Origin of the sequence: Streptomyces sp. RGM 3693 (assembly GCF_050471125.1) — a bacterium.
In the GTDB taxonomy this organism is placed as follows: Bacteria; Actinomycetota; Actinomycetes; order Streptomycetales; family Streptomycetaceae; genus Streptomyces.
In genome coordinates, this window is the sequence record NZ_JBMPPQ010000003.1 from 1660390 (window position 1) to 1682518 (window position 22129).

The 22129-nt window shown below is 73.9% G+C and carries 23 protein-coding genes and 1 pseudogene; 11 read left to right on the forward strand and 13 right to left on the reverse strand.

The genetic code is table 11. The annotated features are described in order from the left end of the window. Positions 1-24: 24 nt before the first annotated feature. From ACO0M4_RS35810 to ACO0M4_RS35825, 4 genes are all read right to left on the reverse strand, one after another. Positions 25-516 (reverse strand): NUDIX domain-containing protein, encoded by a 492-nt coding sequence (locus ACO0M4_RS35810; RefSeq protein WP_430375248.1) that lies wholly within the window; start codon positions 514-516, stop codon positions 25-27. 54 nt (positions 517-570) lie between these two features. Continuing rightward, complete coding sequence (locus ACO0M4_RS35815; RefSeq protein ID WP_430375249.1) at positions 571-2106, reverse strand: ATP-dependent DNA ligase; 1536 nt, start codon at positions 2104-2106, stop codon at positions 571-573. A 94-nt stretch (positions 2107-2200) separates the two neighbouring features. Continuing rightward, on the reverse strand, positions 2201-3868 hold the full coding sequence (locus ACO0M4_RS35820; protein ID WP_430375250.1) for an amidohydrolase: 1668 nt from the start codon (positions 3866-3868) through the stop codon (positions 2201-2203). A gap of 102 nt (positions 3869-3970) precedes the next feature. Then, on the reverse strand, positions 3971-4225 hold the full coding sequence (locus ACO0M4_RS35825; RefSeq protein WP_430375251.1) for a hypothetical protein: 255 nt from the start codon (positions 4223-4225) through the stop codon (positions 3971-3973). A 130-nt stretch (positions 4226-4355) separates the two neighbouring features. Here ACO0M4_RS35825 and ACO0M4_RS35830 point away from each other — a divergent pair, with 130 nt between their 5' ends. After that, positions 4356-4715: a TetR family transcriptional regulator C-terminal domain-containing protein gene (locus tag ACO0M4_RS35830; protein ID WP_430375373.1), complete on the forward strand. Its 360-nt coding sequence runs from the start codon at positions 4356-4358 to the stop codon at positions 4713-4715. Between the two features lie 106 nt (positions 4716-4821). On the opposite strand, the gene ACO0M4_RS35835 is transcribed toward ACO0M4_RS35830, so the two are convergent. Continuing rightward, positions 4822-5958: an FAD-dependent oxidoreductase gene (locus tag ACO0M4_RS35835; protein WP_430375252.1), complete on the reverse strand. Its 1137-nt coding sequence runs from the start codon at positions 5956-5958 to the stop codon at positions 4822-4824. Positions 5959-6319: 361 nt separating this feature from the next. On the opposite strand from ACO0M4_RS35835, the gene ACO0M4_RS35840 reads away from it, so the two are divergent. Both ACO0M4_RS35840 and ACO0M4_RS35845 read left to right on the forward strand, forming a co-directional pair. Further along, positions 6320-7030: a histone deacetylase gene (locus tag ACO0M4_RS35840; protein ID WP_430375253.1), complete on the forward strand. Its 711-nt coding sequence runs from the start codon at positions 6320-6322 to the stop codon at positions 7028-7030. A gap of 83 nt (positions 7031-7113) precedes the next feature. Further along, entirely contained in the window at positions 7114-8445 is a 1332-nt protein-coding gene (locus ACO0M4_RS35845; protein WP_430375254.1) for a phosphoribosyltransferase, read from the forward strand. Positions 8446-8588: 143 nt separating this feature from the next. On the opposite strand, the gene ACO0M4_RS35850 is transcribed toward ACO0M4_RS35845, so the two are convergent. Further along, positions 8589-9704: a chemotaxis protein gene (locus tag ACO0M4_RS35850; protein WP_430375256.1), complete on the reverse strand. Its 1116-nt coding sequence runs from the start codon at positions 9702-9704 to the stop codon at positions 8589-8591. Positions 9705-10202: 498 nt separating this feature from the next. Here ACO0M4_RS35850 and ACO0M4_RS35855 point away from each other — a divergent pair, with 498 nt between their 5' ends. Next, on the forward strand, positions 10203-10637 hold the full coding sequence (locus tag ACO0M4_RS35855) for a CBS domain-containing protein (RefSeq protein WP_430375257.1): 435 nt from the start codon (positions 10203-10205) through the stop codon (positions 10635-10637). Positions 10638-10720: 83 nt separating this feature from the next. Here ACO0M4_RS35855 and ACO0M4_RS35860 read toward each other — a convergent pair whose 3' ends face one another. The 3 genes and pseudogenes from ACO0M4_RS35860 to ACO0M4_RS35870 all read right to left on the reverse strand — a co-directional run. Next, a complete protein-coding gene (locus ACO0M4_RS35860) occupies positions 10721-11941 on the reverse strand; it encodes a 4-hydroxybenzoate 3-monooxygenase (protein ID WP_430375258.1) in 1221 nt (406 codons plus the stop codon). A 240-nt stretch (positions 11942-12181) separates the two neighbouring features. Continuing rightward, positions 12182-12379: a CsbD family protein gene (locus ACO0M4_RS35865; RefSeq protein WP_430375259.1), complete on the reverse strand. Its 198-nt coding sequence runs from the start codon at positions 12377-12379 to the stop codon at positions 12182-12184. Positions 12380-12496: 117 nt separating this feature from the next. Continuing rightward, positions 12497-12790 (reverse strand): annotated as a pseudogene (locus ACO0M4_RS35870) (SDR family oxidoreductase); the annotation flags it as partial. A 124-nt stretch (positions 12791-12914) separates the two neighbouring features. On the opposite strand from ACO0M4_RS35870, the gene ACO0M4_RS35875 reads away from it, so the two are divergent. Further along, positions 12915-13454: a hypothetical protein gene (locus ACO0M4_RS35875; protein WP_430375260.1), complete on the forward strand. Its 540-nt coding sequence runs from the start codon at positions 12915-12917 to the stop codon at positions 13452-13454. A gap of 16 nt (positions 13455-13470) precedes the next feature. Here the strand turns inward: ACO0M4_RS35875 and ACO0M4_RS35880 are convergent, their stop codons facing one another. From ACO0M4_RS35880 to ACO0M4_RS35890, 3 genes are all read right to left on the reverse strand, one after another. Continuing rightward, a complete protein-coding gene (locus ACO0M4_RS35880; protein ID WP_430375261.1) occupies positions 13471-13962 on the reverse strand; it encodes an NUDIX hydrolase in 492 nt (163 codons plus the stop codon). Positions 13963-14077: 115 nt separating this feature from the next. Further along, positions 14078-14692: a hypothetical protein gene (locus ACO0M4_RS35885; RefSeq protein ID WP_430375263.1), complete on the reverse strand. Its 615-nt coding sequence runs from the start codon at positions 14690-14692 to the stop codon at positions 14078-14080. A 70-nt stretch (positions 14693-14762) separates the two neighbouring features. Continuing rightward, positions 14763-15560, reverse strand: a complete 798-nt coding sequence (locus ACO0M4_RS35890) for a glutamate racemase (RefSeq protein WP_430375264.1) — start codon at positions 15558-15560, stop codon at positions 14763-14765. A 159-nt stretch (positions 15561-15719) separates the two neighbouring features. Between ACO0M4_RS35890 and ACO0M4_RS35895 the strand changes: the two genes are divergently transcribed. After that, positions 15720-16868 (forward strand): glycosyltransferase, encoded by a 1149-nt coding sequence (locus ACO0M4_RS35895; protein ID WP_430375374.1) that lies wholly within the window; start codon positions 15720-15722, stop codon positions 16866-16868. 4 nt (positions 16869-16872) lie between these two features. Here ACO0M4_RS35895 and ACO0M4_RS35900 read toward each other — a convergent pair whose 3' ends face one another. Further along, entirely contained in the window at positions 16873-18186 is a 1314-nt protein-coding gene (locus tag ACO0M4_RS35900; protein ID WP_430375265.1) for a TerD family protein, read from the reverse strand. A gap of 255 nt (positions 18187-18441) precedes the next feature. Between ACO0M4_RS35900 and ACO0M4_RS35905 the strand changes: the two genes are divergently transcribed. From ACO0M4_RS35905 to ACO0M4_RS35925, 5 genes are all read left to right on the forward strand, one after another. After that, positions 18442-18882, forward strand: a complete 441-nt coding sequence (locus ACO0M4_RS35905) for a DUF6643 family protein (RefSeq protein WP_430375266.1) — start codon at positions 18442-18444, stop codon at positions 18880-18882. Positions 18883-18928: 46 nt separating this feature from the next. Continuing rightward, positions 18929-19753: an MOSC domain-containing protein gene (locus ACO0M4_RS35910; protein WP_430375267.1), complete on the forward strand. Its 825-nt coding sequence runs from the start codon at positions 18929-18931 to the stop codon at positions 19751-19753. Positions 19754-19941: 188 nt separating this feature from the next. Then, complete coding sequence (locus tag ACO0M4_RS35915) at positions 19942-20760, forward strand: MEDS domain-containing protein (RefSeq protein WP_430375268.1); 819 nt, start codon at positions 19942-19944, stop codon at positions 20758-20760. Continuing rightward, positions 20754-21212 carry an ATP-binding protein gene (locus tag ACO0M4_RS35920; RefSeq protein WP_430375269.1) on the forward strand — a complete coding sequence of 153 codons (459 nt, stop codon included), beginning with the start codon at positions 20754-20756 and terminating at the stop codon, positions 21210-21212. The genes ACO0M4_RS35915 and ACO0M4_RS35920 overlap by 7 nt, the downstream gene beginning before the upstream one ends. Before the next feature lie 230 nt (positions 21213-21442). Further along, positions 21443-22045, forward strand: a complete 603-nt coding sequence (locus ACO0M4_RS35925; RefSeq protein ID WP_430375270.1) for an Rv1733c family protein — start codon at positions 21443-21445, stop codon at positions 22043-22045. Positions 22046-22129: the final 84 nt, after the last annotated feature.

A 22129-nucleotide genomic window follows, 5' to 3' on the forward strand; every position in this document is an offset into this window, starting at 1 on the left:
CCGGGGGTGGCGCGGCCGGAGCGGTCAGCGGACGCCCTCGCCTGGCCCACCGGTGAGGGCGTCCGCCAGCCGGTCCAGGAACTCCCGCTGCGCCGCGACCAGCCGTGCACGCGCCTGCTCCGGGGTCCACCACGCCACCCGGTCGATCTCCGGGAAGCTCCGGAGCACCCCGGAGCCGCGCGGCCACTCCATTTCGAACGTGCCGGGCTCGATGCCCGCCGGGTCGAGGTCGGCCGCGACGGCCCAGACCGTCACCACCTTCCCGCCGGACTGGCGGACGTCCCCCAGGGGCACGTACCGCCCCTCCGGCGGCGGCACGCCCAACTCCTCGGCGAACTCCCGGCGGGCCGCGGCCAGCGGCTCCTCCGGCGGTACGTACTCCCCCTTGGGCACCGACCAGGCGCCGGCGTCCCGGCGGGCCCACAACGGGCCGCCCATGTGCGCCAGCAGCACCTCGGTGCCGCCGTCCGCACCACTGCGGTGCAACAACAGTCCGGCGCTCCGCTTCCCGGCCATCCGTCCGCCGCTCCCTTCGTCCCTTCCCCGCTCCCCGCTCCCCGCGCCCGCGCGTCAGCGGTGCGCGGCCAGCACGGTGTCGATGGTGTCGGCCTCCGCGGCGGTCTTGTCCTCCCGGTAGCGGACCACGCGGGCGAACCGCAGGGTGACGCCGGCCGGATAGCGGGGCGAGGTCTGGAGTCCGTCGTAGGCGATCTCCACGACGAGTTCCGGACGGACCGTGACCACCTGGCCGTCGTCCGCCACCGCCAGCTCCCGCAGTCGTGCGGTCTGCCAGTCGAGGGTGGCGTCGGTGAGCCCCTTGAAGGTCTTGCCCAGCATGACGAATCCGCCGTCCGCGGCCCGCGCCCCCAGGTGCAGGTTGGAGAGCTTGCCGGTGCGGCGGCCGTGGCCCCACTCCGCCGCCAGGACCACCAGGTCCAGGGTGTGCACCGGCTTCACCTTCAGCCAGGCGGCGCCCCGGCGGCCGGCGCTGTAGGGCGCGTCGAGGGCCTTGACCACGACGCCCTCGTGGCCGCGGCGCAGGGTGCGGTCGAAGAAGTCCGCGGCGGCGGCGCGGGCGCCGGGGTCGTCCGGGTCCGCCACGACACAGCGCCGCACCCGCGCCGACTCCGGTACGAGCGAGGCGAGTTCGGCGTACCGGTGGTCGCCGGGGAGGTCCAGCAGGGCGCGCTCGCCGAGCGCGAGGAGGTCGAAGAAGACCGGGGTCAACGGGAGGGCGGCGTGGGCCGCGGCGACGTCCGTCCGGGAGCCGAACCGGCCGGCGACCCGCTGGAACGGCACCGGGCGGCCGTCCGCGTCCAGGGCGATCACCTCGCCGTCGAGGATGAAGCGCGTGGCGGGCAGGGTCCGGACGAGGGCGCCGACCTCGGGCAGCCGGTCGGTGACCTCGTCCAGGGTGCGGGTGTGGATCCGCACGTCCGGGCCGTCCCGGTGCACCTGCACCCGGATGCCGTCGAGCTTCTCCTCCACGGCGCAGCGGCCGAGCCGACCGATCGCCTCGTCGACGGAGGCGGCGGTCTGCGCGAGCATCGGTCCGACCGGCCGGCCGACGGTGAGCCGGAAGTCGGCCAGCGCCGGCGGGCCGGTGGAGAGCAGCGCCCGGGCGACCTCGGGGAGTGATCCGGCGAGCATCACGGCGCGCCGCACCGCGTCCGGGGGCGCGCCGGTGGCGGCGGCGAGTCCTTCGACGGCGAGCGCGTCCAGGGCGCCCTGGCGGACCTCGCCGGTCAGCAGCCCGTACAGGAAACGCTGCTCCTGGCCGGTGGCGGCGGCGAGCAGTTCCCGGACCAGCCGCCGCCGCTCGGTCTGGGCGCCGGGTCCGGCGACCCGGGCCAGGGCGGTCAGTGCGGTGTGCACGTCGTGGACGGTGAGGGTGGGCCGGTCGGCGGGCGGCGGCGGGTCGCGCAGGGCGTTCCAGCCGACGCCGATCCGGCCCTGGGGCAGCCGCCCGGCCAGGTACGGGATGACCACCGGGGCGTCCGCCGGGTCGGCGGCCCGGAACAGCTCGGCCAGCAGCGCGGTCTTCCGTGACCGGGCCGAGGTGGCGGCGACCTCCGCCGACACCTGTGCGAGAGCGGCGAGCAGCATACGGTCATCCTGCCCCCGCGGCGGCGTCGCCGCTCCCGCACCGCAGCCCGCATCGAACGTGCGGTCGATTGCCGGGGGCGTCTCCCCCGGTCGTTTACCGGCCGCTCTCGTGGACGATCTCGCCGCCGACCACGACCGTTTCCGCCACCGTGCCGGGGATGTCCTCGGGTGCGGCCCGCAGGATGTCCTGGGACAGCACCACGAAGTCGGCGAGCTTGCCGACGGTCAGCGAACCCCGCTCCTGGTCAAGGAAGTTGGCGTACGCGGAGCCCATGGTGTAGGCGTGCACGGCGGTTTCCACGCTCACCGTCTCCTCGGGCTGCCAGGCCGCGCCGCCGGCCAGCGGCCGCCGGGTGAGGGCGGTGTAGATGCCGATCATGGGGTCCATCTCGGCGACGTTCCAGTCGCTGGAGAAGGCCAGCACGGCGCCGGCGGAGTGCAGGCTGCGCATCGGCCACGCCTTGTGCCAGCGCTCCGGGCCGACGTTCTCGGCCCAGTCCTGGCCGGGTCCGGCGATCTCCGGGGCGCAGTGCCGGGGCTGCATGCAGGCGACCACGCCCAGCTCGGCGAAGCGCGGGGTGTCCGCGGGGTCCAGGCATTCGACGTGTACGACCTGGTGGCGGGCATCGCGCGGGCCGTTGGTCGCCCGGGCCGCCTCGACGGCGTCCAGGACGGTGCGGATGCCGCGGTCGCCGGTGGCGTGCACGAAGCACTGGAAGCCGCGGGCGTCCAGCTTCACCAGCAGCTCGCGGAAGTCCGCCGCCGGGTAGAAGGTCTCGCCGCGGTGGTGGCGGCAGCCGGCGTAGGGCGCGAGGAGGGCCGCGGTGCGGGGTTCGACGACGTCGTCGATGTAGAGCTTGAGCGGGCCGACCCGCAGTCGGTCGTCGGCGAAGCGGTGGGCGGCGGCCGCGAAGTCGTCCAGGTCGGCGTCGGTGGTGCCGCGCGGGTGGAAGAGTGCCGCGACGATCCGGGAACGGAGCCGGCCCTCGGCCCGGGCGCGGGTGAAGAGGGCGAGGTCGTCGAGGGAGTTCTGGGGTTCCACGACGGTGGTGATGCCGAACCGGATGGCGTCGTCGAGGCTCTTGGCGAGCCGCCCGTACTGGCGGTCGGCACCGGCCCACGGGACGCCCAGTTCCTTGAGGGCGCGGTGGCCATCGCGGGAGAGGCCCCTGACCGCGAAGTCCTTGATGAATCCGGTGGGTTCGCCGGTCTCCGGGTCGGTCTCGGCCTCGCCGAACGGCAGGCCGGTGTGGTCCCGGTCGATGCCCAGGCGGCGCAGGGCGGCGGTGTTCAGCCAGGCGGTGTGCACGTCGTAGCTGAGGACGAAGGCGGGGGTGTCGCCGGTGGCCGGGTCGAGGTCGGTGGCGCGGGGCATCCGGCCGCCGGGGATCGCGGAGTAGTCGAACGCCTCGGCCTCGATCCACTCGGCGTCCGGGTGGGCGGCGTGCCAGTCGCGGATCCGGCGGTGGATGGCGTCGAGGGTGCGGACGCCGGCGAGTTGGACGCAGGCGTCGTCGGAGCCGAGCCGGACGTGGTTGTGGGCGTCGATGAATCCGGGCAGCACCAGGCGGCCGCCGGCGTCGACCACCGTGGTGTCGGGGGCGGTCCACCGGGCGGCGTCGGCGTCCGCGCCGAGCCAGGCGATCCGGCCATCGCGTACGGCGAGCGCCTGCGCCTCGGGCAGGTCGGGGTCGACGGTGTGGATGCGGGCGCCGGTGAGGACGAGGGCGGCGGGGCCGGCCGGGGCGGTGGTACGGGACATCGGGGGAGCTCCTGGGTCGTGCGGTGGTACGGGATGTTCGGGTCGCTGGGCGGGGTGTGGCGGGTCCGGGGGGGGTGACGGGTCCCGGGGAGGGGGGGTCGGTCAGGTGGCCGGGGTGGTGGCGGCGACCGTGCGCCGGGCGAGCGCCCAGTAGGTGAGGTTGGAGCCGAACCAGAGCCAGAAGACGTCGCGTGCGCTGCCGTGCCGCTCGTCGTCGGGGATGGGGTCGATGCCGTGGGTCTCGACCTTGAAGACCTCGTCGGTCTCCCGCTGGGCGCCGGACGTACCGCGCCGACCTGCGCTTTCGTCCGGATCGGCGGTGTCGCTGCTCCCGGTGTCCGGCTGCTGCTGTGCCATCGCGCCCGCCCTTCCGTACCCACACACGCCTTGAATGCCGTTCTAAGTCAAGGACCTGCTGCTGCTGGAGGCGCTGCGGTGGAGCGAGGCGGCGCTCGCCGAGGAGCGCGCGGCACTCCTGGCGCGGCGACTGACCGCGGAGCGCAAGCTCGACCTCTTCCTTCAGCTCTACCTGCCGCGCGGACCGCGCGACGCGCGCTGGATGCTGTGGATCGAACTGTGGGCCCGCACCCCCTCCAACGAGGCGCTGCACCGCGCGCAGGAGGAGATGGACCAGGGATGGCAGGACGATCTGACGGCACTGCTCACCAAGGGGGCGGAGCGCGGCCGCTTCGCACCGATGGACGCCGCGGCGCGGGCCGATGAACTCCTCGCGCTCCTCGACGGGTTGAGCACCCGGGTCGTCCTCGGACAGCGCGGCACGGACCACGACCGGGCGCTGGTCGTGGCCCGTTCGGCGGCCCGCCGGCTGATCGTCCGGCCGGAGTGACCGCACCGGGCCACCCGGCCCGGCCGGAGGTGCGCCTGTTCAACTGCCGCCAGTTCTCGCGCCTGCCGTGGACGAACGCCGCAGAAGAACGCCATCGACGGACGCCTTACGGGGCCTGCTCGTGTCGGGTGAACGCGGCGATCAGGTCGTGGGCCGTGTTGCTGTCGGAGTCGGTCCCGTGGGCCTCGGCACCGTCGAAAGCGGCAGTCTCAGCGCTGCGGGGGAACATGGCCTGCTCGTACGCGGTGAGCGCGGCCTCGACGTCGTCGGGGTGCGCGGCGAGGGCCTTGCCGAGTTCGGCACCGTCGAGCATGGCCAGGTTGGCGCCTTCGCCGTTCGGGGCCGCGAGGTGGGCGGCGTCGCCGAGCAGGGTCACCCCCGGCACCCGGTCCCACCGGTGCCCGGTCGGCAGCGCGTAGAGGGGGCGCAGGACCGGCGCGATGTCGCCGTCGGTGATCAGCGCGGTGAGCTCCGGCGCCCAGCCGTCGAACTCCGCCGCGATCCGCGCGGTGGCCACGGCGGCATCGGTGAAATCGATGCCGGCGAACCAGTCCTGCGGCTCGGACAGCCCCACGTAGGCGTGCAGGGTGTCGCCGCTTTCCCGGTGCGCGAAGATCTCCCGGCCCGGTGTGGGCGCGATCATCGACCCGCCGCCGACCGCCTTCGCTGCGGCGGGGTGCCGGGTGTCGGCGTCGAACAGGTAGGTCTCGACGACCGACTTGCCGACGTACTCGGGCATGGCGGTGGAGAGCAGCGGCCGGACCCGGGACCACGCGCCGTCCGCGCCGACCAACAGGCTCGTGACGACGGTGCCACCGCCTGCGAACGTCACCTCGTAGCGGCCCTCGTCAAGGGCACGGGCGCTGCTGACCTTGTGCCCCCACCGGACGGTGCCGGCCGGGAGCGAGTCGAGCAGGATCGCTCGCAGCTCGCCGCGCTGCACCTCGGGGCGGCCACCCGTGCCGTCGTCGGCCTTGTCGAACAGGACGGTCCCGTCCGGGTCGAGGATCCGCATCGCCTGGCGGCCCTCCAGGATGAGGCCGCGGAACTCGTTCATCAAGTCGGCTGCCTCAAGGGCGAGTTGCCCGTTGTAGTCGTGGATGTCAAGCATCCCGCCCTGCGAACGCGCCGTCGGGGACGGCTCCGCCTCGTAGACCGTGGCCGGTATTCCGTGGACGTGCAGGACGCGGGCGAGCACGAGGCCGCCGAGTCCGGCGCCGATGATCGTGACGTCAGTGGTCATGGGGACTTCCTTCCTGATCGTGGACCGCTGGGCGGACGTCCGGCGGGTCACGCCGGGAGCGCCGTTCCAGTCCGCCGCGACGATGCGACGGCGGTGGCCGGTGCCGTGGAGGCCGACGCCGACCAACCCCAAGGTCCCGGCAGCCGTCGACAACTCGCCGACACGTCACCGACAGGCCACCGCCCACCGCCGACGACCAGCCGACACCGGCCCGTCCTGGCCGTCATGCGGCTCGAAGCCCTCACGCATACGGCTCGAAGCCCTCTCGCTCGTGCAGGGGCGAACCACGTGTGCGTCCGAAGCCCATCGCTCGGCGCTCACGGCCATGCCGTCGTTCCCCGGGGCCGGATACCGTGAGGGGGTGACCGCGCCCCGCGCCCCGGAGCCCTTCGACGCCGGTGGGAGCACCTCCCGTCCGGTCGCCGTCACGCACGTCTGGTACGCCGCGTACGGCTCCAACACCCACCCGGAAAGGCTCGGCCATTACCTCGCCGGAGGCCGCCCGCCGGGCGGACGACGGGATGTCCCGGGATGCCGCGACCCGCGCCGCCCCCGGCGCAGCCTGCCGCTCCTGCTGCGCGGGCGGCTGTACTTCGCCACCGAGTCCGCGGTGTGGACCGGCGGCCGAGCCTTCTACGACCCCGACGCGGACGGCGAACTCCCCTGCCACGCCTATCTCCTGACGCTCTCTCAGTTCTCCGACATCGCGGCGCAGGAGATGTACCAGGACCCAGGCCAGGATCTCGACCTGACGCAGGTCCTCACCCGCGGGCGCGACCGACTGGGCCCCGGCCGCTACGAGACGCTGGTCTGCGCCGGACGGCTCGCCGGCCACCCGGTGCTGACCTTCACGGCCCCCTGGCGCAGCACGGACGTCCCCCCGAACCCGCCCTCCGCCGCCTACCTGCGCCACATCGCCGCCGGCATCAGCGCCACGCACGGCTGGACCGCACACCGGACCGCGACCTATCTCGCCTCGTGCCCAGGAGTACACCCTCGGTGGTCGGTCCCCGAGATCGTGGACCTCTTGGCCCCGCAGCCGCCCGGGGCCGGCCCGACGGGACCGCCCTGACTTGCGGAATGACCTCGGGTGGGGTTATTCCGGATTTAGGTGTGGACGTAGCTTCCGTCTCCCCTGGGTAGGGGGTGCACACTGTGCTGTTCACTGACCGCGCGGACGCCGGACGGCGGCTGGCCGAGGCGTTGCGCCACTTGGAGAAGGACGAACCCGTCGTGCTGGGCCTGCCCCGCGGCGGGGTGCCGGTGGCCTATCAGGTGGCCCAGGCGCTCCGTGCCCCCCTCGACGTGATCGTGGTCCGCAAGCTCGGCGTCCCGTACCAGCGGGAGCTGGGCTTCGGCGCGATCGGCGAGGGCGGTGTGCGGGTCCTCAGCGAGGACATCATCCGCCGGGGCCGGGTCGGTCCGGCGGACGTCGACGCGGTGCAGCGCACCGAGGAGGCGGAACTGGCACGGCAGGCCGAGCGGTTCCGGGCCGGCCGACAGCGGCTGCCGCTCGACGGCCGAACCGCGATCGTGATCGACGACGGCATCGCCACCGGGGCGACCGCGGCGGCCGCCTGCCAGGTGGTCCGCGCCCAGGGCGCCGCCCGGGTCGTCCTGGCCGCGCCGGTGGCCCCGCCGGACGCCGCCGAGCGCCTGCGCACCGCCGCCGACGAGTTCATCTGCCTGTCCACGCCCTACGCGTTCTCCGCGGTGGGCGAGTGGTACGAGGACTTCTCCCAGACGTCGGACGACGAGGTGGTCTCGCTGCTGTCGCAGGCGGCGACCGGTATCGCTGCCGGCGCCGGAGCGGCCGCCGGCACCCGTACGCGGGCGGCGCGCGGCGCGGGCGACACGGAGGAGGTGCGGATCGAGGCCGGACCGGTCCGGCTGACCGGTGATCTCACCCGGCCCGTTGCGGGCTGTCCGGTCGTGATGTTCGCCCACGGCTCCGGCAGCAGTCGGCACAGTCCGCGGAACCGCGCGGTGGCCGCGACCCTGAACCGCGCGGGCCTGGGCACCCTGCTCTTCGACCTGCTCACCCCGGCCGAGGAGTCCGACCGGGCCAAGGTCTTCGACATCGACACCCTGGCCCGGCGGCTGGCCGACGCCACCCGCTGGCTGCGCGCCCGCGAGTCCGTCCCGCTCGGCTACTTCGGCGCCAGCACCGGGGCCGCGGCCGCCCTACGGGCCGCCGCCTACCCCGATGCGGACATCGGCGCCGTGGTCTCCCGCGGCGGCCGGCCCGACCTCGCGGGCCACTCGCTGCTCTCCGCCGTCCAGGCCCCGACGCTCCTGATCGTCGGTGGCGCCGACACCCTGGTCCTGGACCTCAACCGCCAGGCCCAATCCGCGTTGACCTGCGAGAACAAGCTCGAAATCGTCCCCGGCGCGACCCATCTCTTCGAGGAGCGGGGAGCCCTGGACACGGTGTCCGCGCTCGCCCGCGACTGGTTCACCCGCCACTTCCGCCTGCTTCCGGCGTAGCGACACGTCACGACGACACGACAACGACAGTGGCCAACGGAAGGCCCGTTGGTCACTGTCGTTGTCGTCTACTGTCGTCTGCTGTCGTCCGTCTACTGTCGTCTGCCGTGACGTGATGGGCTGGAAACGGCGGCTAGTACCGGCTAGTACCGCAGCGTCCCCGCGATCCCGCCCACCTCGGCGAGCACGCCGTCCGGTACGAACCGGACCTCCGCGCCGGTGTCCAGGGACCGCTCCACGATCGAGTCCACGATGTCGTCGACGGCGTCCCGCTCACCGGGCTCGGCCGGCACCAGATGGCCGCCGGTCTCCCGTACGGTCTCCCGGTAGTTCTCCTCCACGGCCAGCAGGGCGACCCGGCCGATCTCGGCGCTCTGCCGGATCTCGTCCAATCCCGCCGCGAAAGTCCGCCGCCCGCGCGCCCGGTCCAGCTCAGCCAGCACGTCGGCGATTTCGGCCTCCGCACGCTTTTCCGCGTACGGGCGGACGGCCTGCCAAAGGGGCTCGGGCGGGCCGGCGGCCAGCCCGGCCTGCGGTACCTGCGTCACCGTGACCTTGGTGCCGATGCCGCCCCGCATGACCGTCCCCACGTCGTCGAGGAGGGAGAGCGCCGGCGCCTCGCCGACCACGTACAGGGGCCGGGGATCGGCCCTGAGTACCGCGGCCAGTTCGGTGTCCGCCTCCCGCAGGAACCTGCGGGTGTGTTCGTTGCGGAAGGTGCTGGGCACGTCGCCCACCTGCAACTGGTCCTCGGGGTCGGGATCGACCAGGCTGCGGGTCAGCGGGAAGCCGCCGCGCCGCACCTCGGTGAGGCGGTCCACCGCACCGCTCCACAGGCTGACGTGGTCGGCGGAGAGGGCCAGCACCCAGAAGGGGTGCTCGGCGGCGTGCGCGGCGACGAGGTTGCGGGTCAGGAAGGTGTCGGAGAGCACCACCCGGGCCGGAACGGTGCAGTTCAACGACCACACCTGGTGCTCCCCCGGCGCGGCGAAGAGGGCCATGCCTTCCTCGGCGTGCGTCAGGTCGACCTCCGACGCCGCCTTTTCCAACTGCTCGATGACATCGATCCGTCGCTCCCTGGAGACGTCCGGATCGGCCTGGAGCCGCTCCTTCGCCTCGGCGAGCATGTTCCGCAGCAGGACCGGGTCCTGTGCGTTGTCCGGCTCACGGCGATGCGTGGGCATCAGCACCGACACGGCCGGATAGGGCCGCTGCCGGCGAAGCTTGGCGAGGTCAGCAGAGCTGAGCGCAGCATGCATCGGAACCCTTCTTTCGACGAGCGGATTCACGGAGCTTTCGGTGAGCGGATCGGCTGGCACGACCTCACGGAGCACGTCCGGAACGGACTCCCGGCTGCCGATACCCCGTCCGCCCCCGGCGCCCTACCACACTATGAACGATATGCCCGTTTCTCCGGTGGGGCAGCAGGTGCCGGGGCAGCGCGCTCCGGCCCGTACGGCAGCGGGACTTCGGCCCGGCCAACGGCGCCCCGGCCCCGGAAGCGACCTTGCGCCATCCGTGGTGTCATCGAAGGGAAGGCGCCGTGCGCACCGCGCAGACGCCAGGCGCCGGGCACGGCCGAGGCTCCGCACGAGCCCGCGGAGAACGCCGGGCAGGACACGGCGGAGCACACCGGACGGGCCGGCGGGGAGGACGCGGCGCAGACCGCCGCGCGGACCATCGAGAAACACACCAACGAGAAGCACGCCATCGAAAAGCACGCCATCAACAAGCACGCTGTGACAGCGGGAGGAATCATGGCCGGCAAGCTGCGAGCCCGGGACATCATGACCAGCGGAGTGCAATGCGTCGGCGCGCACCAGTCGTTGCAGGACGCGGCGAAGATGATGCGCGACCTGAAGGTCGGCGCGCTGCCGATCTGCGGTGACAACAACAAGCTGACGGGGATGATCACCGACCGTGACATCGTCGTCAAGTGTTGTGCCGAGGGCATCGACCCGTCGACGGTGCAGGCCGGTTCCCTACAGAGCAAGATCCACTGGATCGACGCCGAAGCGGACGCCACTGAGGTCCTGCGCACCATGGAGCAGCACCAGATCAAGCGCCTCCCGGTGATCGACGTCAAGGGCGGACACCAACTGGTGGGCATGATCACCGAGGCCAACCTGGCCAAGAACCTCACCGACGCCCAGGTCGCCGAGTTCGCCACCCGCGTCTACGCGACCGCCTGACGCGCCCCGCACGGCGGCCGAGCGCGCCCCCTTCTTCCCGCACCCGGCCGCTGGCGGACCCTCTCGACGCCCGCCACCAGGTCCTACAGATCCGCCTCCTCGCCGAGGTAGAGCCCGGCGAACGACTTGGCCGCGGCCTCCGAGCCGAGCAGCCGCCGCAGCCGGGCCGAGGCCGTCCCGGCACGGAACCGGTCGCCGGACGAGGCGCCGTGCAGCAGCTCCGAGAGCCACTGCGAGAACTCCAGGTACTGCCAGGCCCGCCGCAGCGCCGCCGCCGAGTACCCGGCCAGTCCGCGGTCGTCGCCCTTGTAGTGGCCGATCAGCGCCTCGCCGAGCAGCAGCGCGTCGTTGATCGCGAGGTTCATGCCCTTCGCCGCGATCGGCGCGAGCAGGTGCGCCGCGTCACCGGCCAGGTACAGCCGGCCGTACGCCATCGGCTCCACCACGTAGTTGTGCATCGCCAGCACGGTCTTCTCGCTCAACGGCCCTTCGTGCAGCGGCCGGGCGCCGTCCGCGGCGAGCCGGAGGTGCAGCTCGGCCCACACCCGGTCGTCGGGCCAGTCCGCCGCGTCGTCCTCGGCCGGGACCTCCAGGTAGTACCGCGTGACCTCGGCGCTGCGCGCCATGTGCGCGCCGAATCCGCGCGGGTGGATGCCGAAGACCACGCCGTCCGCGGACGGCGGCGCCTCGGCCAGCACCGCGAGCCAGGCGACCCCGTGGTCGTAGCGGGTGAGCCGCACCCGCCCGTCGGGTATCGCGGCCCGGCTCACCCCGCGCGCCCCGTCGGCGCCGACGATGTGGTCACAGGCGATCCGGTGCCGTTCGCCGGTCCGCGGATCGCGGTACGAGACCGCGGTCTGCGGCCCCTCCACGTCGTGCAGTTGCACGTCCCGCACCTCGAAGCGCACCGCGCCGCCCGCGCGGTCCGCGTACGAGGCGAGGAGGTCGCCGACCAACAGGGGCTGCGGATAGACGAAATGCCGCCGCCCCGACAGCCGGGCGGTCCGCACGGTGTGCCGTGACCCCTCGCAACGGAACTCGAACTCCCCCTGGGTCTGGGCCCGTTCCAGCAGCCGGTCGGCGAGGCCGTGCCGGGCGAGCGCCCGCACCGCCCACTCCTCGACGAACCCGGCCCGCGGCCGCCGCTCGATGAACTCCCGGCTCTCCGCCTCCAGTACGACGCAGTCGACACCGGCGGCCCGCAGCACATTGGCCACGGTGAGCCCGGCGGGTCCGGCCCCGATGATGACGACGGCGGTACGGGAGGGGGGCGGGGCGGCGGGAGAGGGGGAAGGTGAGGACACGGCGGGCGGTTCCCTTCGGGCCGAGCGGAAGATCGCTCGCAGTATGGCGGTCGGCCCACAGCATGCGCCCGGCACCCCGCTTCCCGGCGCTGCCCGCCTCCCGCGCAATCCCGCACCGCTGCCGCCATATCCGTACGTAACTCCCCGCCCGACCGCACCCGGGGGCCCCCGGGACGGCCGCGGGCCCCTGTGGCGCGTATCCACAGGGGCCCGCGGCCGGCGCGCGTGCGCCGCGGCGGCTCAGGAGGCGTCGTCGCGGTCCTTGAGGGAGTCCTTCATGCCCTGGACGTTCTCCTTGGCGTTGCGCATGGCGCTCTTGGCCTTGCCCTTGGCCTGGTCGGTGCGGCCCTCGGCGGCCATCCGCTCGTTGCCGGTGGCCTTCCCGGCCATCTCCTTGGCCTTGCCCTTCATCTTGTCCGTCGAGCCCTTGTCGGCCATGGCGAACTCCTTCGTTCGGTGGGGAGGATACGAAGCCTCGGCGGGGTGTGAAGCTCCGCCACCACGCTGCCGCAGCCCACCACGGGCCGCATCCGGAGCCCGGCCCCGCCGCACCGCTCAGTGCGCGGTCCAGCCCCCGTCCAACGCCAGCGACGCCCCGGTCATGAAGGACGCCTGCGGGGTGCACAGGAACGCCACCGCCTCGGCGACCTCCTCGGGCTCGATCAGCCGTTTGAGCGCCGAATCGGCCAGCAGCACCTCGGTCAGCACCCGTTCCTGTGGGATGCCGTGCGCCGCAGCCTGATCGGCGATCTGCCGCTCCACCAGGGGCGTGCGGACGTAGCCGGGATTGACGCAGTTGCTGGTCACCCCGTGCGCGGCACCCTCCAGCGCGGCCGTCTTCGACAGTCCGGACGCCGATCCGGTGTCCGGCGGTCACCCGAACGGCCGCCCCGGATCGCCTCGCCGCACCGGGCCTCCTAGCGTCGAACGACGCAGGGCACCGCCCCCGCACCGCCGCCACAAGGAGGCCGACATGCGCAGGCTCATCGCCGTGCCGACCGTGCTGCTCGCCCTGGCCGCCGCCGGCTGCGGGACCGGGGACGGCGTCGGGGACGCACCGGCCACCTCGTCCGCGTCCGACCCGGCCGCGGCCCCTGACGGCACCCCGGCCCCGCAGGACTCCCCCACCATCCCGGGCCAGCCGGTGAGCTGCGGCGAGATGGCCGGCGTACTGGGTCAGGCGCACGGTGTCGCACTGTTCGCGGACCCTGGCGCCGCAGGCACGGTGGGCTGCACGGAGGCGCGGGCGGTGATGAAGGAGTTCTTCCTGCGGGCGCCGCCGCAGTCGGGCGGCCCGCCGGGAGCCCTGGCCGTACGGGGCTGGTCCTGTCAGTACGACGGCGGCCCGACCGGCACCTGGGTCACCGAGTGCCGCCGGGGCGAGCGCGCGATGCACACCGAGGACACCGGTCAGGGCGCCGGCCCCAGCGGCCCGCCGAACGCCTCCGAGATGCCGGGCCTGCCCGACGACTCCTCGCTCCCGATGGAACAACCGTCGACCACGGAGCTGTAGGCCCGGCCGAAGCGCCCTAGCCGGCCGCCTCCGCGTCCGCCATGCCCTGGAACCACGTCGGGCCGGCCTCCAGCGCCTTCTTGATCCGGCTCAGCGCGTAGTCGTCCAGTGCCGGTAGGGCGTCCACCGGGAACCAGTCGACCTCGAGCGACTCGTCGTCGTTGACCCGCGCCGTGCCGCCGACCGCCCGGCAGCGCAACGTCACGTCCATGAACTGGCACACGTCGCCATTGGGGTAGTGGGTCGGCGGCATGGTCTCGACGAGGACCACGCCCTCGGGGACGACGTGCACCGCGGTCTCCTCGTACACCTCGCGGACCGCGGTCTCGGCGGGCTGCTCACCAGGCTCGGGGATACCGCCGATCACCGACCAACCGCCGGTGTCCGCCCGCTTGCCCAGCAGCACCCGGCCCGCGTCGTCGAACACGACCGCGCTCACCCCGGGCAGCCACAGCCGCTTCGTGCCGATGTCGGTCCGGAGGTCACGGATGAATTCGGGGATCGCCATGCCCCGACCCTACGGGACCAGGCGGACCGAACCCCGTCGTGCGGCGACGTGCCGGACGGGACGGCCCCTCAAGGCCCTCGACGGGTGCCGTGCACCGCCCCGGGATGCCGCCGCGCTACGCCGTCGAGGCCGGGCGGCGCAGCCGGAGCCGCTCGCGGACGCAGCGCACCGCGCCCTCGGCATCGTCGACGGTGACCGTGAAGGTGCGCCCGTCGCCGAGCCGCAGCACCATCGCCTCGCCACGGCGGACGACCACGGCCGTGCCCTGCTCGGGGCGCCAGCGGTAGCCCCAACCACCCCAGTGGCGGGGGGTGACCCGGGGCGCGAAGTCGGCGCCGACGACCGTGTCCAGGGGGATCCGGCGGCGCGGTACTCCTATGTGGCCGCACCGCACCTCCAACGCGTCCTCGTCGACCCGGACCGCGACGTGGACGAAGGCGAGGGTGCCGAAGAGCACCAGCAGACCGGCCGCGACACAGCCGACCACGGCCATCACCAGGGGTGCCAGGCCGGAGGTCCAGGTGCTGTTGACGGCCAGGTCGATGCCCAGCGCCAGACAGGCCGCGCCCGCGGCGGCCAGCAGCCACTGGACGCGGTTGGACGCACTGCCGTGCCAGACCTCGGGAATCTCCGCATGGGAGCCGCCGGCCGGCCGGACACCGGCCGGACCGCCGTCCGTGCTGCCGTGCTGATCGGGGGCTGCGGCCCCCTCGTGGGGGTGGTCCCTCATGAGACGCAGCGTACGCGCCTTCGCACGCTGGGGCAGTGCGCCGGAGCACCGCGGTGCTCCGGCCGACGGGTCACACGGTGCGCGGTGCGGCCGGGACGGCGCCGGCGAGCAGCCGGCCCTCCTCGTAGGCCAGGACCACCTCGGGCAGGGAGCCCGGGCGGCCGCTCAGGAGCACGCTGAGGGTGCCGGTGGGGGCGGCCGCGGGGGCCGGTTCGGCGCCGATCCGGCGGAGTGCCTGGGCGGCGACCGCCTCGGCGGAGCCGTGCAGTACCAGCGGCGGAGTGCCGGGCTGTTGCAGGGCGGCGCGGATCCGTTCGGCGACCAGTTCGTAGTGGGTGCAGCCCAGGACGACGGACCGGATGTCCCGCGGGGTGTTCTGCGCGGCGGCGGCCACCGCGGCGTCGATCGCGGCGTCGTCGGCCTGCTCTACGGCGTCGGCGAGGCCCGGGCAGGGCACTCCGGTGACCGTGACGCCCTGGGCGAAGCGGGCGATCAGGTCCTTCTGGTACGGGCTGCCGGTGGTGGCGGGGGTGGCCCAGATGGCGACCGGGCCGCCGCCGGCCGCGGCGGGCTTGATCGCCGGGACGGTGCCGATGACCGGGATGTCCGGTTCCAGTTCGGCGCGGAGCGCGGGCAGCGCGTGCACCGAGGCGGTGTTGCAGGCGACGATCAGCGCGTCCGGGCGGTGCGCGGCGGCGGCGCGGGCCACGGCCAGGGCGTGCGCGGTGACGTCGTCGGGGGTACGCGGGCCCCACGGCAGGCCGTCGGGGTCGGTGGAGAGGACCAGATCCGCGTCGGGCCGCAGGCGCCGTACCGCGGCGGCCGCCGGGAGTAGGCCCGTTCCGGAATCCATCAGCGCGATCTTCACCCGGACACTTTACTCAACGGTCCGTCCCGCTTGTCATACCGGGCCGGGAAGGACCGGATTGGGCGGGCGCCGCGACGACCCCGTTCCGCCGCGGCCGGAGTGCGTGTCGGGTCCCGGTCCGCGGCGGCCCCGGTCGGGCAGACTGCGGCCGTGGAAGCGATGGAGTGGATCGGTGCCGGGTCGCTGCTGGCCTGGCTGTGGCTGCTGCTGGGACAGGGCTTCTTCTGGCGGACCGACGTCCGGCTGCCGGCCCGCCGGGATCCGGACCGCTGGCCGTCGGTGGCGGTGGTGGTGCCGGCGCGGGACGAGGCGGCGGTGCTGCCCGCGAGCCTGCCGACGCTGCTGGCGCAGAAGTACCCGGGCCGGGCCGAGGTCTTCCTGATCGACGACGGGAGCACGGACGGGACCGGCGCGCTCGCCCGCGAGCTGGCGGCCGCCGGCGGCGGGCTGCCGCTGACCGTCGCCTCGCCCGGTGAGCCGGAACCGGGCTGGACCGGGAAGCTGTGGGCGGTCCGGCACGGCATGGCGCTGGCGCGGGAGCGCACCGCCCCGGAGTACCTGCTGCTGACCGACGCCGACATCGCGCACGAGCCGGACAGCCTGCGGGAGTTGGTGGCCGCGGCCCGTTCCGCGGGGCTGGACCTGGTGTCGCAGATGGCCCGGCTGCGGGTGGCGACCTTCTGGGAGCGACTCATCGTGCCGGCCTTCGTGTACTTCTTCGGGCAGCTGTACCCGTTCCGGTGGGTCAACCGGCGCGGCACCCGGACCGCGGCGGCCGCCGGCGGGTGCGTCCTGCTGCGGCGGGAGGCGGCGGAGCGGGCGGGCGTGCCGGAGGCGATCCGGCACGCGGTGATCGACGACGTGTCGCTGGCGCGGGCCGTCCAGCACTCCGGCGGGACCGTCTGGCTGGGGCTGGCGGACCGGGTGACCAGCGTGCGCCCGTATCCGCGGCTGGCGGAGCTGTGGCGGATGGTGTCCCGCAGCGCCTACGCGCAGCTGCGGCACCAACCGCTGCTCCTCCTGGGCACGGTCCTCGGGCTGGCGCTGGTCTATCTGGCGCCGCCGGCCGCCCTGTTGGCCGGGCTCGCGGCCGGCGACCCCTTGGCGGCGGCGCTGGGCGGCGCGGCCTGGGCGGTGATGGGCGGAACGTACCTGCCGATGCTGCGCTACTACCGGCAGCCCCCGTGGGCGGCACCGCTGCTCCCGTTCACCGCGCTGCTCTACCTCCTGATGACCGTGGACTCGGCCGTGCAGCACTACCGGGGCCGCGGCGCCGCGTGGAAGGGCCGCACCTACGGCGCGCCCTGAGCGCTCACTTGCTGGCCGGGGACCAGTTCAGGCCCCAGCCGTAGGCGTGGTCGACGGTGCGCTGGGCGCTGACGCCGGGCGCGGGGACGAGGTAGCGGGCCTCGCGTTGGACGACGAGTTCGCCGCCGGTGTGGGTGATCAGGGCCAGTGCGCAGACGGTGGCCGGCACCGTGCAGGCGTCGAGCGTGAACTCGACCGGGGCGCCGTGCTGCGGCTGGAGGGTGACGGTGGCGTCCAGACCCTCGAAGCTGCGGGCGCCGGAGTAGATCGTCACGAAGATCAGGATGCGCCGGAAGCGGGCCTGGTGGTCGAGGTTGATGGTGAGGTTCTCGCCGGTGGCGACGGCGCCGGTGCGGTCGTCGCGGTCGAGCTGGATGTAGGGCGGGGCGTGCAGGTCGCCGAAGGCATGGGCGATCGGGTGCACCACTCCGGCCGAGCCGTCGGTGAATTCGTAGAGCGCGCACAGGTCGAGGTCGAGGTCGCCGGCGGGCGGCAGCAGCGCGCCGCGGGCGCCCAGCGCCTCCATCGCCTTGCGGCCGAGCTTCTTGGTGAAGCGCTTGCCGGTGCCGCCGGCGTTCCAGTTGAGGTTGACCCGCATCGCTCCGGAGGTGCCGCCCTGTTTCGTCAACGAGACGGCCGGGGCCTCCTTCGTCAGGGTGACTTTCGTCAGCCGGACGGGACCGGGCGCGGGCGCCGGCGCACCGTGACCGGGCGGGGGCGGAATTGACGCCACCGGTTGACCGGTCGGCAACGGCGGCGCGGGGGCGGCCGGCGGTGCCGGGGCGGCCGGGGGCTCGTCCGCCACGCTGATGCCGAAGTCGGTGGCCAGGCCCGCGAGCCCGGTGGCGTACCCCTGCCCCACCGCGCGGAACTTCCAGCCGCCCTGCCGGCGGTAGAGCTCGCCGAGCACGAAGGCGGTCTCGGTGGTGGCGTCCTGGCTGTCGAAACGGGCCAGTTCGGCGCCGCTGACGGCGTCCAGCACCCGGACGTACAGGCCCGGTACGCCGCCGAAGCTGCCGCCGTCGGCGGAGGCGGCCAGGACCACGCTGTCGACGGCGGGCTCGACGGCGCCGAGGTCGACGTGGAGGGTGTCGGTCATCGCCCCGCCGGCCGGCCGCTTGCCCTCGTGGCGCACCGCGCCGGACGCGTGCACCGGTTGGTTGTAGAAGACGAAGTCGGCGTCGTCGCGGACCCTTCCGGACAGCAGGAGCAGCGCGGAGGCATCCACGTCGGGCGCCCCGGCGGCCGGCTGCCAACCCAGCTCCACCCGGACCGCCGGCGCCGGAACCGGGACGTTGCCGCCCTTGAGCATCGACATCGCCGCACCTTCCTGTCGTCGTGGTGTGCTCGCGCCCCCGTCAGCGGTGGCTGCCACCAACCTACTTGGCCGGGAACGCCCCGAAAGCCCACTGTTCATCTGCGGAAAGCGCGGTCTTTACACGATCCCTACGGGCGATCGCGACCGATTTTCACAAGTTCGCTCACTTTGGGGACCCGGGGCCGCTCCGAACCGGTAAAACAACCCTCTTGTCGGGCTCCCCATTCGACACATGGTGGGCTTAACTTATGAGGCATGACCTCCCCCCGCTCCACTTACAGCGGCGGCTACTACGCATCGCCCTCCTTCCCGGACACCCCCATCTACGACAGCCTCGTCGCAGAGCGGGGTACTCCGCAGATCGCCCCGATCCGGGTGAACCCGTCGCCCTGGGACACCGGTTCCTCCTCGCTGCCGGCGCTGCCCTCGGCACTGCCCGCGTTGCCCGCGGCGCCGTCCGCGGGCGGCGGGTATCCGGGCGCCGCGGCGCAGCCGGTCGCCCCGTTGCAACACACCCCGGCCCCGTACATCCCGCAGCAGGCCGGGAACCGCGGCTACCAGAACCCTCAGCAGTACCAGCGCCCAGCACCGGGCACGGGGTACGAGTCGATGCGTCCGGCCGGCCCGGTCGCACCGCGGCCCGCCTCGCCGTTCGACGACCCGGGGTACGGCCGCCAGTATCCGCGCGGGTACTGATCCGGCCGCTCGATCGGATGCCTGGAGCGGCTGACAGGATGGGACCATGCCCACACCACAGGTCCAGTCGCTCCACGTCTATCCGGTCAAGGCCCTTGCGGGGTCAGGTCCCGGCGAGGCGGCCGTCGAGCCGTGGGGGCTCGCCGGGGACCGGCGGTGGCTGGTGGTCGATGCCGAGGGCCGGCAGATCACCCAACGCCAGCAGCCGAGGTTGGCATTGGCCCGGGCCGAGGAGCTGCCCGGCGGCGGCCTGCGGCTGACCGCACCCGGGATGCCGGCACTGGTGGTCGAGGTGCCCGAGCCGCTGGGCACGGTCCCGGTCGAGGTCTTCAGCGACGTGGTCGAGGCGGTGCCCGCGGGCCCGGAAGCGGCCGCGTGGTGGCACGGCTATCTGGGCTTCGCGTGCCGCCTGGTGCACATGGACGCCCCCGAGAAGCGCCGCCCCGTGAACCCTCGGTACAGCGAGCCAGGGGACACGGTCAGCTTCGCCGACGGCTTTCCGCTGCTGCTGACCACCACCTCGTCGCTCGACGCCCTCAACTCCCTCATCGCACAGGGCGACCACGCCGACGAGGGCCCCCTCCCGATGAACCGTTTCCGGCCCAATGTGGTGATCGACGGCACCGCGCCCTGGGCGGAGGACGACTGGCGGCGGGTGCGCATCGGCGAGGTGGAATTCCGCGTGGCCAAGCCCAGTGGCCGCTGCGTGGTGACCACCACCGACCAGCACACCGCGGCGCGCGGCAAGGAGCCACTGCGGACGCTCGCCCGCCACCGCCGCTTCGATGACGGGCTGGTCTTCGGCCAGAATCTGATCCCCCGCGGGGCGGGCACGCTCCGCGTCGGCGACCCGTTCGAGATACTCGACTGACGGCCGTACGCGACCGCCGCCGCCCTCATTGCGGGTCGGTCGGCGGCTGCCTACAGTGAGCGCACAGCGCCGCCGATGGGACGGGCCGCGGGGGGAGACAGAGAGCTGTTGTGCCGATTCCTGCCAGGGACGCGTTGAGCGAGCGCCTCGTTCCGATTCAACGCCTGCGCCCCGGGGACCACGCCTTCGTGAGCTACGGCGACGACGAGGTGCGATGGGAGGCCGTCACGGCCTTCGTCCGGCTCGGGCTGGCCCGCGGTGAGAAGGTGCTGGTCCTGCCGTGCCCGGATGTGCCGGCGGAAGAGGTGCTGGCCAGGATCGACTTCCCCAGTCGCAGCACGGTCCGGGCGCGCCAGCGCGGCCAGCTGAGGGTCACCAGCATGCAGGAACTGATCCGGCCGGACGCCGCGTTCACCACCGCCCGGCAGATGGGGCGGCTGTACGCGGCGGTCGACCGGGCGACGGCCGAGGGGTACACCGGGTTGCGGGCGTTCATCGACATGGGTTGGGTGGCTGCGCTCGGCGCCGACGTGGCGGTGATGGCCCGGCGCGAGACCGGTGCCCACGCGCTGTTCGCCGGGCGGCCGTACACGGAGGTCTGCGCGTACGACCGTCGGCGGTTCGACCGGGCGGTGGTGACCGCGATGGAACAGGCGCATCCACGCGTCGCGCTGGAGCGGCTGGGCAGTTTGCGGACGGTGCGCGGGCCGGACGATGTCGTGTCCTTCGTCGGTGAGGCGGACGCCGCCAATCAGGCCGGGTTCGTCCGGTCGCTGGAGATCGCGCTGGCCAGGACGGCGGTGGCCCGACGGCTCACCGTGGACCTGACCCGGCTGCACTTCCTTTCGGTGGGCTGTGCGGTAGGTCTACTCACCCTGGCCCGGGGCGCCACGGGCCACGATCTGGTCGAGGTGCGCTGCGACCGTGGGCAGCACCGGATGCTGCGCCGGCTGGGCGCCGATGCGGTGCCGCGGCTGGCGCCGAGGGAGGTGGTACGGCCGTGCTGAACCCGGAACCGGCCGGTCACGGTCAGGCGAAGGTACCGGCGGAGGAGCCCGGACGCCGACTGCTACAGCGGCGCTTCACCGCGCGGCTGCTGCCGCAGCTGCGGCTGTTGGTCGAGGAGTGCGCCGCCCGCGAGGGGCTGAACGAGCCGCGGCGCGGGGAGTTCGTGCTGGCGGTGGACGAGATCGCGGGGAACGCCGTGGAGCACGCCGGCGGCTCGGGGCGGCTGGTGCTCCAGCGGGTGGGCGACGAGTTGGAGTGCCGGATCAGTGACGCCGGCCCCGGCTTCAGCGAGACGGTGATCCCGGAGCTGCTGCCGGGCCTGGACGGGGCGCCCAAGGGGCGGGGGCTGTGGCTGGCGCGGCTGGTGGCGGACCGGTTCGCGGTCGCCCCGGGCACCGACCCGGCAGGCCCGCGGGGCGCGGTGGTGACGGTGGCGGTCCGGCTGCCCTGACGGCACCGTCGTACGGGGCGGTATCCGGTCGAGTGCCCGAGGCGTCGCAAGCTTCCCGAAATGCCGCCAACCGACCCCGTAGGCACGGTTGTTCGGTGACGGCGGGGTCGGCTGGGGCGGGAGGTGCCCGGCCACCGGCGGCACCCGCGGCGTGATGTTGCTCTCGCTTCCCGGAACACGCGCATGGACACCCCGCCATGCGGTATGCACGGACCACGAGAGGGGGCACGATGCGGGCGATCGCGGGCATCTGGCACTGGCGGCACAATCCGCTCCGACGCCGGACCGACCGGTGGGAAGCGTGGCTGGCACTGGCCGCCGCCCTGTTGATCGCGGTCGGGGCGCCCTGCGCCGGCTGGTTCACCGGCCGGGCCGCGTACGGCGCCCTTCTGGAGGCCGTACGGCTCCAGCGGCAACAACGCCACGTGGTGTGGGCGACCGTGGACCGGCCGGCGGCCGCCACCCCGGTCGGCCCCGACCCCGAGTCGGCCGCCCAGCACGATGTGCACCTACGGGTGATCGCCCGCTGGCCGGGGCCGGGCGGCGGGCAGCGGACCGGGGAGGTGACCGCGCCGCGCCCGGTGGAGGCCGGTGACCGGTTCCGGATGTGGGCCGACGAGCAGGGGCGGGCGGCGACCCGGCCGATGGACGAGGGCACCGCGGCGACGCACGCGGTGCTGGCCGGGCTGGGCTCCGCGGCGGCGGCCGGTGGGCTCGTCGAGGGCGGCCGGCGGCTGGCCGTCCGGCAGCTGATGGCACGTCGGTTCCGCCGCTGGGACGCGGCCTGGGCCCGCGCCGGACAGGACTGGGGCCGGGCCGACGCCGGGAGTTGAGGAGCGGCTGATCAGGCGACGGACCGTGTCAACTGCCGCCCGTCGGGCGCGCTACGGTGGTGCACCCAGCCTCTCGGCTGGTGC